Source organism: Pseudomonas sp. NFACC13-1, assembly GCF_900104425.1.
Lineage (GTDB): Bacteria > Pseudomonadota > Gammaproteobacteria > Pseudomonadales > Pseudomonadaceae > Aquipseudomonas > Aquipseudomonas fluorescens_AA.
This window is the reverse complement of the sequence record NZ_FMXV01000035.1, coordinates 32,617-48,387: the sequence shown is the minus strand read 5'-3', so window position 1 is coordinate 48,387 and position 15,771 is coordinate 32,617. Positions and strand designations below refer to the sequence as shown.

Annotated in this window: 13 protein-coding genes and 2 tRNA genes; 14 read left to right on the top strand and 1 reads right to left on the bottom strand. The window is 59.6% G+C overall.

Annotated features, from left to right (window positions below; genetic code table 11):
• The first annotated feature begins 19 nt into the window (after nucleotides 1-19).
• From carB to BLQ55_RS28245, 3 genes are read left to right on the top strand one after another with little or no spacing between them, the layout of a single operon-like run.
• The gene (carB, locus tag BLQ55_RS28255; protein WP_092202117.1) at nucleotides 20-3,241 is read left to right on the top strand and encodes a carbamoyl-phosphate synthase large subunit; all 3,222 of its coding nucleotides are present in this window, start codon (nucleotides 20-22) and stop codon (nucleotides 3,239-3,241) included.
• A 2-nt stretch (nucleotides 3,242-3,243) separates the two neighbouring features.
• Nucleotides 3,244-3,720, top strand: a complete 477-nt coding sequence (greA, locus tag BLQ55_RS28250; RefSeq protein WP_030139783.1) for a transcription elongation factor GreA — start codon at nucleotides 3,244-3,246, stop codon at nucleotides 3,718-3,720.
• Between the two features lie 28 nt (nucleotides 3,721-3,748).
• Entirely contained in the window at nucleotides 3,749-4,153 is a 405-nt protein-coding gene (locus BLQ55_RS28245) for an MFS transporter (protein WP_092202119.1), read from the top strand.
• 10 nt (nucleotides 4,154-4,163) lie between these two features.
• Here BLQ55_RS28245 and BLQ55_RS28240 read toward each other — a convergent pair whose 3' ends face one another.
• Nucleotides 4,164-4,472: a YhbY family RNA-binding protein gene (locus tag BLQ55_RS28240; protein ID WP_003177852.1), complete on the bottom strand. Its 309-nt coding sequence runs from the start codon at nucleotides 4,470-4,472 to the stop codon at nucleotides 4,164-4,166.
• 106 nt (nucleotides 4,473-4,578) lie between these two features.
• Here BLQ55_RS28240 and rlmE point away from each other — a divergent pair, with 106 nt between their 5' ends.
• The 11 genes from rlmE to infB all read left to right on the top strand — a co-directional run bounded on the left by rlmE (nucleotide 4,579) and on the right by infB (nucleotide 15,729).
• Nucleotides 4,579-5,229 carry a 23S rRNA (uridine(2552)-2'-O)-methyltransferase RlmE gene (gene rlmE, locus BLQ55_RS28235; protein WP_060739222.1) on the top strand — a complete coding sequence of 217 codons (651 nt, stop codon included), beginning with the start codon at nucleotides 4,579-4,581 and terminating at the stop codon, nucleotides 5,227-5,229.
• Between the two features lie 191 nt (nucleotides 5,230-5,420).
• The gene (ftsH, locus tag BLQ55_RS28230) at nucleotides 5,421-7,334 is read left to right on the top strand and encodes an ATP-dependent zinc metalloprotease FtsH (RefSeq protein ID WP_092202121.1); all 1,914 of its coding nucleotides are present in this window, start codon (nucleotides 5,421-5,423) and stop codon (nucleotides 7,332-7,334) included.
• Nucleotides 7,335-7,342: 8 nt separating this feature from the next.
• Complete coding sequence (gene folP / locus BLQ55_RS28225) at nucleotides 7,343-8,194, top strand: dihydropteroate synthase (protein ID WP_092258759.1); 852 nt, start codon at nucleotides 7,343-7,345, stop codon at nucleotides 8,192-8,194.
• Between the two features lie 16 nt (nucleotides 8,195-8,210).
• The gene (glmM, locus tag BLQ55_RS28220; protein ID WP_092202126.1) at nucleotides 8,211-9,548 is read left to right on the top strand and encodes a phosphoglucosamine mutase; all 1,338 of its coding nucleotides are present in this window, start codon (nucleotides 8,211-8,213) and stop codon (nucleotides 9,546-9,548) included.
• 66 nt (nucleotides 9,549-9,614) lie between these two features.
• Nucleotides 9,615-10,370 (top strand): triose-phosphate isomerase, encoded by a 756-nt coding sequence (gene tpiA / locus BLQ55_RS28215; protein WP_060739219.1) that lies wholly within the window; start codon nucleotides 9,615-9,617, stop codon nucleotides 10,368-10,370.
• 4 nt (nucleotides 10,371-10,374) lie between these two features.
• A complete protein-coding gene (gene secG, locus BLQ55_RS28210; RefSeq protein WP_003177862.1) occupies nucleotides 10,375-10,761 on the top strand; it encodes a preprotein translocase subunit SecG in 387 nt (128 codons plus the stop codon).
• 21 nt (nucleotides 10,762-10,782) lie between these two features.
• A tRNA-Leu gene (locus BLQ55_RS28205) sits at nucleotides 10,783-10,868 on the top strand.
• Nucleotides 10,869-10,965: 97 nt separating this feature from the next.
• Nucleotides 10,966-11,042: transfer RNA gene (locus BLQ55_RS28200), tRNA-Met, on the top strand.
• Between the two features lie 140 nt (nucleotides 11,043-11,182).
• Nucleotides 11,183-11,641 (top strand): ribosome maturation factor RimP, encoded by a 459-nt coding sequence (gene rimP / locus BLQ55_RS28195; protein WP_053118762.1) that lies wholly within the window; start codon nucleotides 11,183-11,185, stop codon nucleotides 11,639-11,641.
• A gap of 59 nt (nucleotides 11,642-11,700) precedes the next feature.
• Nucleotides 11,701-13,182 carry a transcription termination factor NusA gene (nusA, locus tag BLQ55_RS28190; RefSeq protein ID WP_003177868.1) on the top strand — a complete coding sequence of 494 codons (1,482 nt, stop codon included), beginning with the start codon at nucleotides 11,701-11,703 and terminating at the stop codon, nucleotides 13,180-13,182.
• A 27-nt stretch (nucleotides 13,183-13,209) separates the two neighbouring features.
• Nucleotides 13,210-15,729: a translation initiation factor IF-2 gene (gene infB / locus BLQ55_RS28185; protein ID WP_060739218.1), complete on the top strand. Its 2,520-nt coding sequence runs from the start codon at nucleotides 13,210-13,212 to the stop codon at nucleotides 15,727-15,729.
• Nucleotides 15,730-15,771: the final 42 nt, after the last annotated feature.

Sequence of the window (15,771 nt, the reverse complement as noted above, 5' to 3'; positions counted from 1 at the left end):
GGATTTGAGTGACAAACCCATGCCAAAACGTACAGACATAAAAAGCATCCTGATTCTCGGCGCTGGCCCGATCGTGATCGGCCAGGCCTGCGAATTCGACTACTCCGGCGCCCAGGCCTGTAAAGCCCTGCGCGAAGAGGGCTACCGCGTCATCCTGGTGAACTCCAACCCGGCCACCATCATGACCGACCCGGCCATGGCCGACGCCACCTACATCGAGCCGATCAAGTGGCAGACCGTTGCCAAGATCATCGAGAAGGAGCGCCCTGATGCGCTGCTGCCGACCATGGGCGGCCAGACCGCGCTCAACTGCGCCCTGGACCTGGAGCGCGAAGGCGTCCTGGAGAAGTTCGGCGTGGAAATGATCGGCGCCAACGCCGATACCATCGACAAGGCCGAAGACCGTTCGCGCTTCGACAAGGCGATGAAATCCATCGGCCTGGACTGCCCGCGCTCGGGCATCGCCCACAGCATGGAAGAGGCCAACGCCGTCCTGGAGCGCCTCGGCTTCCCATGCATCATCCGTCCGTCCTTCACTATGGGCGGCACCGGTGGTGGCATCGCCTACAACCGTGAAGAATTCGAAGAAATCTGCGCCCGTGGCCTCGACTTGTCGCCGACCAAGGAACTGCTGATCGACGAATCCCTGATCGGCTGGAAAGAATACGAAATGGAAGTTGTCCGCGACAAAAAGGACAATTGCATCATCGTCTGCTCCATCGAGAACTTCGACCCGATGGGCGTGCACACCGGCGACTCGATCACCGTCGCACCGGCCCAGACCCTGACCGACAAGGAATACCAGATCCTGCGTAACGCCTCCCTGGCGGTGCTGCGCGAGATCGGCGTGGAAACCGGCGGCTCCAACGTCCAGTTCGGCATCTGCCCGAACACCGGTCGCATGGTGGTCATCGAGATGAACCCGCGAGTTTCCCGTTCGTCGGCCCTGGCGTCCAAGGCCACCGGTTTCCCGATTGCCAAGGTCGCCGCCAAGCTGGCCGTGGGCTACACCCTGGACGAGCTGTCGAACGACATCACCGGCGGCAAGACCCCGGCGTCCTTCGAACCGTCCATCGACTACGTCGTGACCAAGCTGCCACGCTTCGCCTTCGAGAAATTCGCCAAGGCCGATGCCCGCCTGACCACCCAGATGAAGTCGGTCGGTGAAGTCATGGCCATCGGCCGGACCTTCCAGGAGTCCCTGCAGAAAGCCCTGCGCGGCCTGGAAGTGGGTGTCTGTGGCCTGGATCCGAAGCTGGACCTGAACGACCCGGAAAGCATGAGCGTGCTCAAGCGCGAGCTGACCGTGCCAGGTGCCGAGCGCATCTGGTACGTGGCCGATGCCTTCCGCGCCGGCATGACCGTCGAGCAGATCTTCGGCATGAACATGATCGACCCTTGGTTCCTGGTGCAGATCGAAGACCTGATCAAGGAAGAAGAGAAGGTCAAGACCCTGGGCATGTCCAGCATCGATCGCGACACGATGTTCCGCCTCAAGCGCAAAGGTTTCTCCGACATGCGCCTGGCCAAGCTGCTGGGTGTGACCGAGAAGAGCCTGCGCACCCACCGCCACAAGCTGGAAGTGTTCCCGGTCTACAAGCGCGTCGACACCTGCGCGGCCGAGTTCGCCACCGATACCGCCTACCTGTACTCCACGTACGAAGAAGAGTGCGAAGCCGCGCCATCGACCCGGGACAAGATCATGATCCTGGGTGGCGGTCCCAACCGGATCGGCCAGGGCATCGAGTTCGACTACTGCTGCGTACACGCGGCACTGGCCCTGCGCGACGACGGCTACGAGACCATCATGGTCAACTGCAACCCGGAAACCGTGTCCACCGACTACGACACCTCCGATCGCCTGTACTTCGAGCCAGTGACCCTGGAAGACGTGCTGGAAATCGTCCGCGTCGAGAAACCAAAAGGCGTGATCGTCCAGTACGGCGGCCAGACCCCGTTGAAACTGGCCCGTGCCCTGGAAGCCGCCGGCGTGCCGATCATCGGTACCAGCCCGGATGCGATCGACCGCGCCGAAGACCGTGAGCGCTTCCAGCAGATGGTCGAGCGCCTGAACCTGCGTCAGCCGCCAAACGCCACTGTTCGCAGCGAAGACGAAGCGATTCGTGCCGCCGCCAAGATCGGTTACCCACTGGTGGTGCGTCCGTCCTATGTACTGGGCGGCCGTGCGATGGAAATCGTCTATCAGGAAGACGAACTCAAGCGCTACCTGCGCGAAGCGGTCCAGGTGTCCAACGACAGCCCGGTGCTGCTGGACCACTTCCTCAACTGCGCCATTGAAATGGACGTGGATGCGGTCAGCGACGGCAAGGATGTGGTGATCGGCGCGATCATGCAGCACATCGAGCAGGCCGGTGTTCACTCCGGTGACTCCGCCTGTTCGCTGCCGCCTTACTCGTTGCCGGCGCACATCCAGGACGAGATGCGCGAGCAGGTCAAGAAAATGGCCCTGGAGCTGGGCGTCGTCGGCCTGATGAACGTGCAACTGGCCCTGCAGGGCGAAGACATCTACGTCATCGAAGTCAACCCGCGCGCTTCCCGGACCGTGCCGTTCGTCTCCAAGTGCATCGGCGTTTCCCTGGCGATGATCGCGGCGCGAGTCATGGCCGGCAAAACCCTGAAGGAACTGAACTTCACCAAAGAAATCATTCCGAACTTCTACAGCGTGAAAGAGGCGGTGTTCCCGTTCGCCAAGTTCCCTGGCGTGGACCCGATCCTCGGCCCGGAAATGAAGTCCACCGGTGAAGTGATGGGCGTGGGCGATACCTTCGGTGAGGCGTTTGCCAAGGCCCAGATGGGCGCCAGCGAGGTGTTGCCGACTGGCGGCACGGCGTTCATCAGCGTGCGTGATGACGACAAGCCACTGGTTGCAGGCGTGGCCCGTGATCTGATCAACTTGGGCTTCGAAGTGGTCGCCACTGCCGGTACTGCCAGGCTGATCGAAGCCGCGGGCCTGAAAGTGCGCCGCGTGAACAAGGTGACCGAGGGGCGTCCGCACGTGGTCGACATGATCAAGAATGACGAAGTCACGCTGATCATCAACACCACCGAGGGTCGTCAATCGATCGCCGATTCCTACTCCATTCGTCGCAACGCGCTGCAGCACAAGATCTACTGCACCACGACCATTGCGGCAGGCGAAGCGATCTGCGAAGCGCTCAAGTTCGGTCCCGAGAAGACCGTACGTCGCTTGCAGGATCTACATGCAGGATTGAAGGCATGAGCATAACCAAGTACCCGATGACTGTTCAGGGCGCGAAGGCCCTGGAAGAAGAACACGCTTTCCTGACCAAGGTTGAGCGCCCGCGCTTGAGCCAGGCTATCGGTGAAGCGCGTGAGCTGGGCGATCTCAAGGAAAACGCCGAATACCACGCTGCCCGAGAGGAGCAGGGGATGGTCGAGGCGCGTGTCCGGGACATCGAAGGCCGCATGCAGAATGCGGTGATCATCGATGTCACGACGATTCCACATACCGGCAAAGTGATTTTCGGCACCACGGTGGAAATCGCCAACGTCGAGACCGATGAAAGCGTGACGTACCAGATCGTTGGCGAGGACGAGGCAGACATCAAGCTCGGCAAGATTTCCGTCGGTTCACCCATTGCTCGTGCCTTGATTGCCAAGGAAGAGGGCGATGTGGTGGCGGTGAAGACACCGGGTGGTGTCATCGAGTATGAGATTGTCGAAGTCCGTCACATCTGAACGAAGGCGCCCGCTGCGAGCGGGCGCCATGATCTGGCAGCTCACCCAGATGTTGTGGGTGGGCGGTGTCTGGTTGCTGCACATCGGTTTGCTGCCGGTGCTGGGGCGAGTGGGCCTGGCACCGCTGCTCATCGATGAAATCGCAGGCATGCTCACGGCGCTGCTGGTGGGTTTTTCCGCGGCGTGCGTGATGTTTCAGGCGTTGGTGCTGGTTCAGGCCGAAGGCCTTGGCAGCCTATGGCGCGACATTCGTGGGCAATTGCTGCTCATGTCGTTGTACGCGTGCGGGATGTTCTTTGCCGTGCGTCTCGGCTGGCCGGATGCGAGCCAGTGGCAGGTATTCAGTTACCTGGTGCTGGGTTTTTCCGGTCTGGTACTGGTCTTGCAGCCGGTTCCGGGGTGGAGCGGCAGGGTGTGCGAAGCACACCCTTGACCCTTTGGCATCACTTGAAGCGATGAACGTTCGACAGTTGCTTGTTGACGCTGAAATTCTTGCGATAAATCAGCGCCATCTTGCCGATGACCTGCACCAGGTCTGCCTTGCCGGTCTTGCACAATTCGGCAACGGCAGCCAGGCGGGCTTCGCGATCGAGGATGTTGAGCTTGATCTTGATCAGCTCGTGATCGCCCAGGGCGCGTTCCAGTTCGGCGAGTACACCTTCAGTCAAACCGTTGTCAGCCACAGTCAAAACCGGTTTCAGATGGTGGCCAATGGATTTGTATTGTTTCTTCTGCTCTTGAGTGAGCGGCATAATCTGACCCCTGCGTCTGATCTTGTAAAAAGCGGCGGCCAGTTTACCCGAGCAAGTCCGGGACCGCCCACTTAATCACGACCCGTTTTATTTTTAGAGGTGGCCCGTGGCCCGTTCCAAGACTAGCCAGAACTGGCTCAGAGAGCATTTCAACGATCCGTACGTCAAAATGGCGCAAAAAGACGGCTATCGCTCTCGTGCCAGCTATAAATTGCTGGAGATCCAGGAAAAGGATCGCCTGATCCGTCCAGGCATGACCGTGATCGACCTTGGCGCAGCCCCGGGCGGCTGGTCCCAGGTTACCAGTCGTCTGATTGGTGGTCAGGGCCGCTTGATCGCTTCCGACATCCTGGAAATGGACAGCATCCCTGATGTGACCTTTATCCAGGGCGATTTCACGGAAGACGCCGTACTGGCGAAAATCCTGGAAGCCGTCGGAAATACGCAAGTTGACCTTGTGATTTCCGATATGGCCCCCAATATGAGTGGATTGGCGGCTGTCGACATGCCTCGTGCCATGTTCCTCAGCGAGCTGGCCCTGGATCTTGCCGGGCGGGTTTTGCGTCCAGGCGGTGATTTTCTGATCAAGGTCTTCCAGGGGGAAGGCTTCGACGAATACCACAAGGGCATCCGCAAGTTGTTCGACAAGGTGCAGATGCGCAAGCCATTGTCGTCCCGTGACCGTTCTCGCGAGCAGTATCTGCTGGCGCGGGGCTTTCGCGGTGTCGAAGGCGCGGCCAGTGATGAGCGTCTTTGAACAGGGCGATAGTTTTTTTTGTCTCGCGTTGAAAAAGCCGCGTAACCAAAATTATGCGGTCAAAGTTTCACAAAGGGTTACAGACGGCGCCTGCCAGAGTCGTAGGTAATGTAGTAAGTTAGGCCGGTGAATATCATGCGAAGCGCGCGCCAGTAGCGGAGCTTGCTTCAGAGGGTAGTTAATTGAACGATATGGCAAAGAATCTGATCCTGTGGTTGATCATCGCCGCTGTCCTGGTGACCGTGATGAACAACTTCTCCAGTCCTAACGAGCCGCAGACCCTCAACTATTCCGACTTCATCCAGCAGGTCAAGGATGGCAAGGTCGAGCGCGTAGCCGTTGATGGCTATGTGATTACCGGCAAGCGCACCGATGGCGACAGCTTCAAGACCATTCGTCCGGCAATCCAGGACAATGGCCTGATTGGCGACCTGGTGGACAACCATGTCGTGGTCGAAGGCAAGCAGCCAGAGCAGCAAAGCATCTGGACCCAGCTCCTGGTGGCCAGCTTCCCGATCCTGGTGATCATCGCGGTGTTCATGTTCTTCATGCGCCAGATGCAGGGCGGCGGTGGTGGCAAGGGCGGGCCGATGAGCTTTGGCAAGAGCAAGGCCCGGCTACTTTCCGAAGACCAGGTGAAAACCACCCTGGCCGACGTCGCAGGCTGCGACGAAGCCAAGGAAGAAGTGGGCGAACTGGTCGAGTTCCTGCGCGATCCGGGCAAGTTCCAGCGCCTGGGCGGGCGTATCCCGCGCGGCGTGCTGATGGTAGGCCCGCCAGGTACCGGTAAAACCTTGCTGGCCAAGGCGATTGCCGGCGAAGCCAAGGTGCCGTTCTTCACGATTTCCGGTTCCGACTTCGTCGAAATGTTCGTCGGCGTGGGCGCCAGCCGTGTTCGCGACATGTTCGAGCAGGCCAAGAAACACGCACCGTGCATCATCTTCATCGACGAAATCGACGCTGTTGGTCGCCATCGTGGCGCCGGCATGGGTGGCGGTCACGACGAGCGCGAACAGACGCTCAACCAGTTGCTGGTCGAGATGGACGGTTTCGAAATGAACGACGGCATCATCGTGATCGCCGCCACCAACCGTCCTGACGTGCTCGACCCTGCGCTGTTGCGTCCAGGTCGTTTCGACCGCCAGGTCGTGGTAGGGCTGCCGGACATTCGTGGGCGCGAGCAGATCCTCAAGGTCCATATGCGCAAGGTGCCGATGGGCGACGACGTCGCTCCGGCCGTCATCGCGCGTGGCACGCCGGGCTTTTCCGGTGCCGACTTGGCGAACCTGGTCAACGAAGCGTCGCTGTTCGCCGCTCGTACCGGCAAGCGCGTCGTGGAAATGAAGGAATTCGAGCTGGCCAAGGACAAGATCATGATGGGCGCGGAGCGCAAATCCATGGTCATGTCGGAGAAAGAAAAGCAGAACACTGCGTATCACGAGGCGGGTCACGCGATCGTTGGTCGTGTCGTGCCCGAGCATGATCCGGTCTACAAGGTCTCGATCATCCCGCGTGGTCGTGCCCTGGGCGTGACCATGTTCCTGCCGGAAGAGGATCGCTACAGCCTGTCCAAGCGTGCATTGATCAGTCAGATCTGTTCGTTGTACGGCGGTCGTATCGCTGAAGAGATGACGTTGGGCTTCGACGGTGTGACCACGGGTGCATCCAACGACATCATGCGCGCCAGTCAGATCGCTCGGAACATGGTCACCAAGTGGGGCCTGTCCGAGAAGCTGGGGCCGTTGATGTATGCCGAAGAAGAAGGGGAAGTGTTCCTCGGTCGTGGTGGCAGTGGCCAGCATGCAAGCTTCTCCGGCGAGACGGCCAAGCTGATCGATTCCGAGGTGCGCAGCATCATCGACCAGTGCTATGGCACTGCCCGGCAGATCCTCACGGACAACCGTGACAAGCTCGATGCCATGGCCGACGCCCTGATGAAGTACGAAACCATCGATGCCGAGCAGATCGACGACATCATGGCGGGTCGCGAGCCTCGCGAGCCTCGTGACTGGTCGGGCGGTGGTACCGGTACCTCCGGTACACCTCCGGCGGTACAGGGTGAGCGTCCGGAAACACCGATTGGCGGTCCTGCCGCTGATGTCTAAGGCTTGAAATGACTTCTGTTCAGTCCTCGACCCGGTTGCCTTGCGGCAACCGGGTTCTTGATTTGGCCCATGCACATGTCATGGGCATTCTCAATGTCACGCCTGATTCCTTTTCCGATGGTGGTCGATTCAGCCAGCTCGATGCTGCGCTGCGGCATGCCGAGGCCATGGTGGCCGCTGGCGCGACACTGATCGATGTGGGTGGTGAATCGACCCGGCCGGGTGCGCGCGCGGTTTCGCCCATCGAAGAGCTGGAACGGGTGGCGCCGATTGTGGAACGCATCCATCGCGAACTCGATGTCATTATCTCGGTCGATACGTCCACGCCCGCGGTCATGCGCGAGACTGCGCGACTGGGAGCGGGCCTGATCAACGATGTTCGGTCCTTGCAGCGCGATGGTGCCCTGGATGCCGCGGCGGCCACCGGGTTGCCGGTTTGCCTGATGCATATGCTCGGCGAGCCGGGGACCATGCAGAACGACCCGCATTATGACGATGTGACCAGGGAGGTGGGTGAGTTCCTGGTGGCGCGTCTGGAACAATGTGCTGCCGTGGGCATTCCCGCCGAGCGGATCATCCTTGATCCCGGGTTCGGCTTTGCCAAGACCTTGGCGCACAACCTGAGCCTGTTCAAGCATATGGAAGCCTTGCACGCCCTGGGGCGGCCCCTGTTGGTCGGGGTCTCGCGAAAGAGCATTATAGGCAATGCCCTGGGGCGGCCGGTGGGAGAGCGCCTGTATGGTGGTCTCGCCCTTGCGGCCTTGGCCCTTGCCAAAGGTGCACGCATATTGCGCGTGCACGATGTAGCCGAAACGATGGATGTCGTGCGGATGATCGCAGCTGTGGATTCAGCCGAATAAGAATGACGGAGCACTTATGAGCAAGAAATACTTTGGCACCGACGGTATTCGTGGTCGGGTCGGCGAATACCCTATTACCCCTGATTTCATGCTCAAGCTCGGCTGGGCGGCAGGCATGGCATTCCGCAAGATGGGCGCCTGCAAGGTGCTGGTCGGCAAGGACACGCGAATTTCCGGCTACATGTTCGAATCGGCGCTCGAGGCCGGCCTGACGTCGGCGGGCGCCGATGTGATGCTGCTGGGCCCGATGCCGACGCCGGCCATCGCCTATCTGACTCGTACGTTCCAGGCCCAGGCGGGCATCGTGATCAGTGCCTCGCACAACCCCCATGATGACAACGGCATCAAGTTCTTCTCCGGCCAGGGTACCAAGCTGCCGGATGACATCGAGCTGATGATCGAAGAGCTGCTGGACGCGCCGATGACCGTGGTCGAGTCGAGCAAGATCGGCAAGGTGTCGCGGATCAACGATGCGTCGGGTCGCTACATCGAATTCTGCAAAGGCAGCGTGCCGACTGGTACCAGCTTTTCCGGCCTGAAAATTGTTGTCGATTGCGCTCACGGCGCCACCTATAAAGTCGCGCCGAGCGTCTTTCGCGAGTTGGGTGCCGATGTGGTGGTGCTTTCCGCCCAGCCTAACGGCCTGAACATCAACCACAACTGTGGTTCCACCCATACCGAGGCCTTGCAGGCAGCAGTGCTGGCCGAGCAGGCCGATCTCGGTATCGCCTTCGATGGCGACGGTGATCGGGTCCTGATGGTCGATCACACCGGTACGGTCGTCGACGGTGACGAACTGCTGTTCATCATCGCTCGTGACCTGCATGGGCGCGGCAAGCTGCAGGGCGGCGTGGTCGGCACCTTGATGAGCAACCTCGGGCTTGAACTGGCCCTGGCGGACCTGGATATCCCGTTCGTGCGGGCCAACGTCGGCGACCGCTACGTGATTTCGGAGTTGCTGGAGCGCAACTGGGTGATCGGGGGCGAGAACTCCGGCCATATCGTGTGCTTCGACCATACCACCACCGGTGATGCGATCATTGCGGCCCTGCAGGTGCTGATGGCGCTCAAGGCGCGCAACGAAGGGCTCGCACAGTCGCGCCAGGCATTGCGTAAATGCCCGCAAGTGTTGATCAACGTGCGTTTCGGTGGCGGTGTGAATCCTCTCGAACATGCGCAGGTCAAGCAGGCCAGCGAACGTGTGACAGCGGCGATGGCGGGGCGTGGGCGCGTGTTGTTGCGCAAGTCCGGCACAGAGCCTTTGGTGCGCGTCATGGTCGAAGGCGAGGACGAAGCGCAGGTTCGCGGTTATGCCGAAGAGCTGGCAAAACTGGTTACTGAAGTTTCTGCCTGAATTCGGCTTGCCAGTCATGAATCGGTTGGGTAACATCTGCGCCCACTTTGACCGACGAGGTACAGCATGCGTCGCCCTATGGTAGCTGGTAACTGGAAGATGCACGGTACCCGCGCCAGCGTCGCTGAGCTGATCAATGGCCTTCGTCATCTGGCCTTGCCAAGCGGTGTTGATGTCGCGGTATTCCCGCCTTGCTTGTATATCAATCAAGTGATTGATGGCTTGAAAGGCAAGTCGATTTCGGTCGGCGCGCAGAACTCTGCGGTGGAATCCATGCAAGGTGCGTTGACCGGTGAGATTGCACCGAGTCAGTTGGTGGATGCAGGTTGCTCCCTGGTCCTGGTTGGACATTCCGAGCGTCGCCAGATCATGGGCGAGCAGGACAAGACCTTGATCCGCAAGTTTGCTGCGGCCCAGGCCTGTGGTCTGATTCCGGTGTTGTGCGTAGGGGAAACCCTCGCGCAGCGTGAGGCCGGCAAGACCCTTGAGGTTGTCGGGCGTCAGCTCGGCAGCATCATCGAAGACCTGGGTGTCGGTGCTTTTGCAAAGGCAGTCATTGCCTACGAGCCGGTCTGGGCCATTGGTACCGGGCTGACGGCTTCGCCGCAACAGGCGCAGGATGTGCACGCAGCCATCCGCGCGCAGTTGGCGGAAGAGAATTCTGAAGTGGCACGAGGTGTGCGGCTTCTATACGGCGGCAGCGTGAAGGCGGCCAATGCGGCCGAACTGTTCGGCATGCCGGATATCGATGGGGGGCTCATTGGTGGAGCGTCCCTGAATGCAGATGAGTTCGGTGCGATCTGTCGCGCCGCGGGAAACTGAAAAAATGCTGGAAACAGTCGTAGTCGTTTTTCATCTGCTGGGTGCACTGGGCGTAGTTGCTCTCGTATTGCTGCAGCAGGGTAAAGGTGCGGATGCTGGTGCGTCTTTCGGTGCAGGTGCTTCAAATACTGTGTTCGGAAGCCAAGGTTCCTCTACCTTTCTTAGTAAGTTTACTGCTATACTTGCCGCCGGTTTCTTCATGACCAGCTTAGGGTTAGGTTACTTTGCTAAAGAGAAAGCTCACGAGCTGACTCAAGTAGGTTTGCCAAACCCGGCGGTACTGGAAGCGCCCAAGCAACAACAACCGGCTTCTGATGATGTCCCGGTGCTTCAAGAGCAAAAGTCGGCCAACCCGGCGACTGACGTGCCTCCAGCTCAAGAGCAGAAGTAAGAAGGTTTCAAACGCTGTATTGCCGAGGTGGTGGAATTGGTAGACACGCAACCTTGAGGTGGTTGTGCCCATAGGGTGTAGGGGTTCGAGTCCCCTTCTCGGTACCAATTATCAGGAGAGCCCGCGATTGCGGGCTTTCTTGTAGGTGGAAGGGTTACATTGACCCTGTAAAGGATCGGTCGTATACTTCCGCCCCAGCTTTGTCGCGGGATGGAGCAGTCTGGTAGCTCGTCGGGCTCATAACCCGAAGGTCGTCGGTTCAAATCCGGCTCCCGCAACCAGTTTCAGGGGCCCCTTCCAAGGGGCTTTTTGTTAGCTGGACACTTTATAACGCCGCTATTCGACGGCGTTTCAGGGATGGGCGATTCGCCCATTTTTTTTTATTTGCACAGCATGCACAAACATGCACGAGGGGGTTCAGGTGTCGAGCAAGCTAGAACAGTTGCAGGCCTTGTTGGCCCCGGTGGTCGTGGCCCTTGGCTATGAATGCTGGGGTATTGAGTTTTCGGCTCAAGGTCGCCACTCACTGTTGCGCGTTTATATCGATAAGGAAGGCGGCGTGTTGGTGGACGATTGCGCCATCGTCAGCCGTCAGATCAGCGGTGTACTGGATGTCGAAGATCCAATCACCTCCGAATACACCCTTGAAGTTTCCTCGCCTGGCATGGAGCGCCCCCTGTTCACACTTGAACAGTTCGCTTTGTTTGCCGGTGAACAAGTGAAGATCAAGCTGCGCTCGCCTTTCGAAGGTCGGCGCAACTTCCAAGGCCTTCTGCGCGGTGTAGAAGAGCAGGACGTCGTGGTGCAGGTAGATGACCATGAGTTCCTGTTGCCGATCGATATGATCGACAAGGCCAACATTATTCCCAGTTTTGACTGATACGTGCCAGATACTGCGGATCCCGCGGATCCAATGGCTTGCGAAAGGCGAGGCGTACGATGAGCAAAGAAGTACTGCTGGTTGTTGAGTCGGTATCCAATGAAAAGGGCGTACCGGCTAACGTTATTTTTGAAGCGCTGGAGCTGGCTCTGGCCACTGCTACCAAGAAGCGGTTCGAAGACGAAGTTGATTTGCGTGTGGAGATCAATCGCCACACGGGTGCCTACGAGACTTTCCGTCGCTGGACGGTCGTCGAGGAAGCCGACCTGGACGATCCGGCTATCGAAACCTGGCCAAGCAAGGTTGCAGAAACGCATCCGGGCGCCAAGGTCGGTGATGTCGTCGAAGAAAAAATCGAATCCATTGAGTTCGGCCGCATCGCTGCACAGACTGCCAAGCAGGTCATCGTGCAGAAAGTTCGCGAAGCCGAGCGTGCGCAAGTGGTCGACGCTTATCGCGAGCGCCTGGGGGAAATCATCTCCGGCACCGTGAAAAAGGTCACCCGCGACAACGTGATCGTCGACCTGGGCAACAACGCCGAAGCGTTGCTGGCTCGCGAAGACATCATCTCCCGCGAAACTTTCCGGGTTGGCGTGCGTTTGCGTGCGCTGCTCAAGGAAATCCGCACCGAGAACCGGGGCCCGCAGCTGATCCTGTCGCGTACAGCGCCGGAAATGCTGATCGAGTTGTTCCGCATCGAAGTGCCGGAAATTGCTGAAGGCCTGATCGAAGTCATGGCCGCCTCCCGTGATCCGGGTTCGCGTGCCAAGATCGCGGTCCGCTCCAAGGACAAGCGCATCGACCCGCAAGGTGCCTGCATCGGCATGCGTGGTTCGCGTGTCCAGGCCGTATCCGGCGAGTTGGGCGGCGAGCGCGTGGACATCGTCCTGTGGGACGACAACCCGGCTCAGTTCGTGATCAATGCCATGTCGCCTGCTGAAGTGGCGGCAATTATCGTCGACGAAGATGCCCACGCCATGGACATCGCCGTTGGCGCAGACAATCTGGCTCAGGCCATCGGTCGCGGTGGTCAGAACGTGCGTCTGGCCAGCCAATTGACTGGCTGGACCCTGAACGTGATGACCGAATCGGACATCCAGGCTAAACAGCAAGCTGAAACTGGCGATATCCTGCGCAACTTCATCGAAGAGCTTGAAGTCGATGAAGAACTGGCACAGGTGCTGGTGGATGAAGGCTTTACCAGCCTGGAAGAGATTGCCTACGTACCGGTGGAGGAAATGCTCAACATCGACGGCTTTGACGAGGAAATCGTCAACGAGCTTCGCGCTCGGGCCAAGGATCGTTTGTTGACCAAAGCCATCGCTACTGAGGAAAAGCTGGCAGACGCCCATCCGGCCGAAGACCTGCTCTCGCTTGAGGGCATGGACAAGGATTTGGCGATGGAACTGGCGGTGCGCGGCGTAATTACCCGCGAAGACCTGGCCGAGCAGTCTATTGACGATCTGCTCGACATCGACGGCATTGACGATGATCGTGCCGGCAAGTTGATCATGGCCGCCCGAGCCCACTGGTTCGAGTAATTAGGCGCGGCCTGAGGAGAGAAGTGCATGACGCAAGTCACGGTGAAACAACTGGCCGATGAGGTCAAAACACCGGTAGAGCGCCTGTTGCAGCAGATGCGTGAGGCAGGTCTGCCGCACACCGCCGCCGAGGAACATGTGACCGACAGTGAGAAGCAGTCCCTGCTGACTCACCTGAAGAGCAGTCACAAGGCTAAAGTGGAAGAACCGCGCAAGATCACTCTGCAGCGTAAAACCACCAGCACCCTGCGTGTTGCCGGTAGCAAAAGCATCAGCGTTGAAGTACGCAAGAAGAAAGTCTTCGTACAACGCAGCCCGGAAGAAATCGAAGCCGAGCGCAAACGCGAACAGGAAGAACGTCGCGCAGTAGAAAATGCTGCTCGTCAGAAGGCTGAAGAAGAAGCCAAGCGTCGCGCCGAAGAAGAAGCGCGCCGCCAGCCTGCTGCTGCGCAAACCGCTCCGGTAGAAGCCGTCGAGGCTGTTGCCCCGGTCGCCGAACCTGTGCGCGAAGCGGCGCCAGTCGTGGCACCGGCGCCGGCTCCGGCCGATACCCGCAAGCGCGATGAACAGCGTCGTCCAGACAAGCCACGTGCCGACGACAACCGTCGTGGCAGTGGCGATGGCGAGCGCAAGAACGCGCCTCATCGTGCATCGGTCAAGGAAAAGGCACCAGCACCTCGTGTTGCGCCACGTACCACCGACGAGGAAAGCGATGGCTTCCGTCGCGGCGGTCGCGGCAAGGCCAAGCTGAAGAAACGCAACGCCCACGGTTTCCAGAGTCCTACCGGCCCTGTCGTGCGTGAAGTGAAGATCGGCGAGACCATCACTGTGGGCGATCTGGCCCAGCAGATGTCGGTCAAGGCTGCTGAAATCATCAAGTTCATGTTCAAGCTGGGTACGCCAGCCACCATCAACCAGGTACTGGACCAGGAAACTGCCCAGCTGGTTGCTGAAGAGCTGGGCCACAAAGTGACCCTGGTCAGCGACACCGCCCTGGAAGATTCCCTGGCCGAGTCCCTGAAGTTTGAAGGTGAGGCGGTTTCCCGTGCTCCGGTCGTGACCGTAATGGGCCACGTTGACCACGGTAAAACCTCCCTGCTCGACTATATCCGTCGTGCGAAGGTAGCAGCAGGTGAGGCTGGCGGTATTACCCAGCACATCGGCGCCTACCACGTTGAAACCGACCGCGGCATGGTGACGTTCCTCGACACCCCGGGTCACGCCGCGTTTACCGCGATGCGTGCCCGTGGTGCCAAGGCGACCGACATCGTGATCCTGGTGGTTGCAGCGGACGACGGCGTCATGCCGCAAACCATCGAAGCCGTTCAGCATGCCCAGGCAGCTGGTGTGCCGCTGGTGGTTGCAGTGAACAAGATCGACAAGCCGGGCGCCGATCTCGATCGCATCCGCAGCGAACTGTCGGTCCACGGCGTGACCTCCGAAGAGTGGGGTGGCGACACTCCATTCGTGCCGGTCTCGGCGAAGATGGGTACCGGCGTTGACGAACTGCTCGAAGCCGTTCTGTTGCAGGCCGAGGTTCTGGAACTGACCGCTACGCCTTCGGCTCCTGGCCGTGGTGTGGTCGTTGAGTCCCGTCTCGACAAGGGCCGTGGTCCGGTTGCGACTGTCCTGGTTCAGGACGGTACCCTGCGCCAAGGCGACATGGTGCTGGTCGGCTCGAACTATGGCCGCGTGCGCGCCATGCTCGACGAGAACGGCAAGTCCATCAAGGAAGCCGGTCCGGCTATCCCGGTCGAGATCCTCGGCCTGGACGGCACCCCGGACGCTGGCGACGAGATGAGCGTTGTGGCTGACGAGAAGAAAGCCCGTGAAGTGGCTCTGTTCCGTCAAGGCAAGTTCCGCGAAGTCAAACTGGCTCGTGCTCACGCCGGCAAGCTGGAAAACATCTTCGAGAACATGGGTCAGGAAGAGAAGAAGACGCTCAACATCGTCCTCAAATCCGACGTCCGTGGTTCGCTCGAAGCGTTGAACGGCGCCTTGAATGGCCTGGGTAACGACGAAGTGCAAGTGCGTGTGGTCGGTGGCGGTGTCGGTGGTATCACCGAATCCGATGCCAACCTGGCACTGGCTTCCAACGCTGTACTGTTCGGCTTCAACGTGCGTGCCGATGCCGGCGCTCGCAAGATCGTCGAGCAGGAAGGCCTGGATATGCGTTACTACAACGTGATCTACGACATCATCGAAGACGTCAAGAAAGCGTTGACCGGTATGCTGGGCAGCGACGTGCGGGAGAACATCCTGGGCGTGGCCGAAGTTCGCGACGTGTTCCGCTCGCCGAAGTTCGGTGCCATTGCCGGTTGCATGGTGATCGAGGGTGTCGTTCACCGTAACCGTCCGATCCGTGTACTGCGTGAAGACATCGTCATCTTCGAAGGCGAGCTGGAATCCCTGCGCCGCTTCAAGGATGACGCTTCCGAAGTACGTGCCGGCATGGAGTGCGGTATTGGCGTCAAGAGCTACAACGACGTCAAGGTCGGCGACAAGATCGAAGTCTTCGAGAAGGTCCAGGTTGCTCGCAGCCTCTGACTCGCGCACTTCAAGAGCCGCACCGGGCAGCCGCATGAACAT

Excerpts from the sequence above, each read along its gene's own strand:
- carB (WP_092202117.1), top strand. The coding sequence starts at position 20 with ATGCCAAAACGTACAGACATAAAAAGCATCCTGATTCTCGGCGCTGGC.
- BLQ55_RS28245 (WP_092202119.1), top strand. The coding sequence starts at position 3,749 with ATGATCTGGCAGCTCACCCAGATGTTGTGGGTGGGCGGTGTCTGGTTG.
- BLQ55_RS28240 (WP_003177852.1), bottom strand. The coding sequence starts at position 4,472 with ATGCCGCTCACTCAAGAGCAGAAGAAACAATACAAATCCATTGGCCAC.
- ftsH (WP_092202121.1), top strand. The coding sequence starts at position 5,421 with ATGGCAAAGAATCTGATCCTGTGGTTGATCATCGCCGCTGTCCTGGTG.
- folP (WP_092258759.1), top strand. The coding sequence starts at position 7,343 with ATGACTTCTGTTCAGTCCTCGACCCGGTTGCCTTGCGGCAACCGGGTT.
- glmM (WP_092202126.1), top strand. The coding sequence starts at position 8,211 with ATGAGCAAGAAATACTTTGGCACCGACGGTATTCGTGGTCGGGTCGGC.
- tpiA (WP_060739219.1), top strand. The coding sequence starts at position 9,615 with ATGCGTCGCCCTATGGTAGCTGGTAACTGGAAGATGCACGGTACCCGC.
- secG (WP_003177862.1), top strand. The coding sequence starts at position 10,375 with ATGCTGGAAACAGTCGTAGTCGTTTTTCATCTGCTGGGTGCACTGGGC.
- nusA (WP_003177868.1), top strand. The coding sequence starts at position 11,701 with ATGAGCAAAGAAGTACTGCTGGTTGTTGAGTCGGTATCCAATGAAAAG.
- infB (WP_060739218.1), top strand. The coding sequence starts at position 13,210 with ATGACGCAAGTCACGGTGAAACAACTGGCCGATGAGGTCAAAACACCG.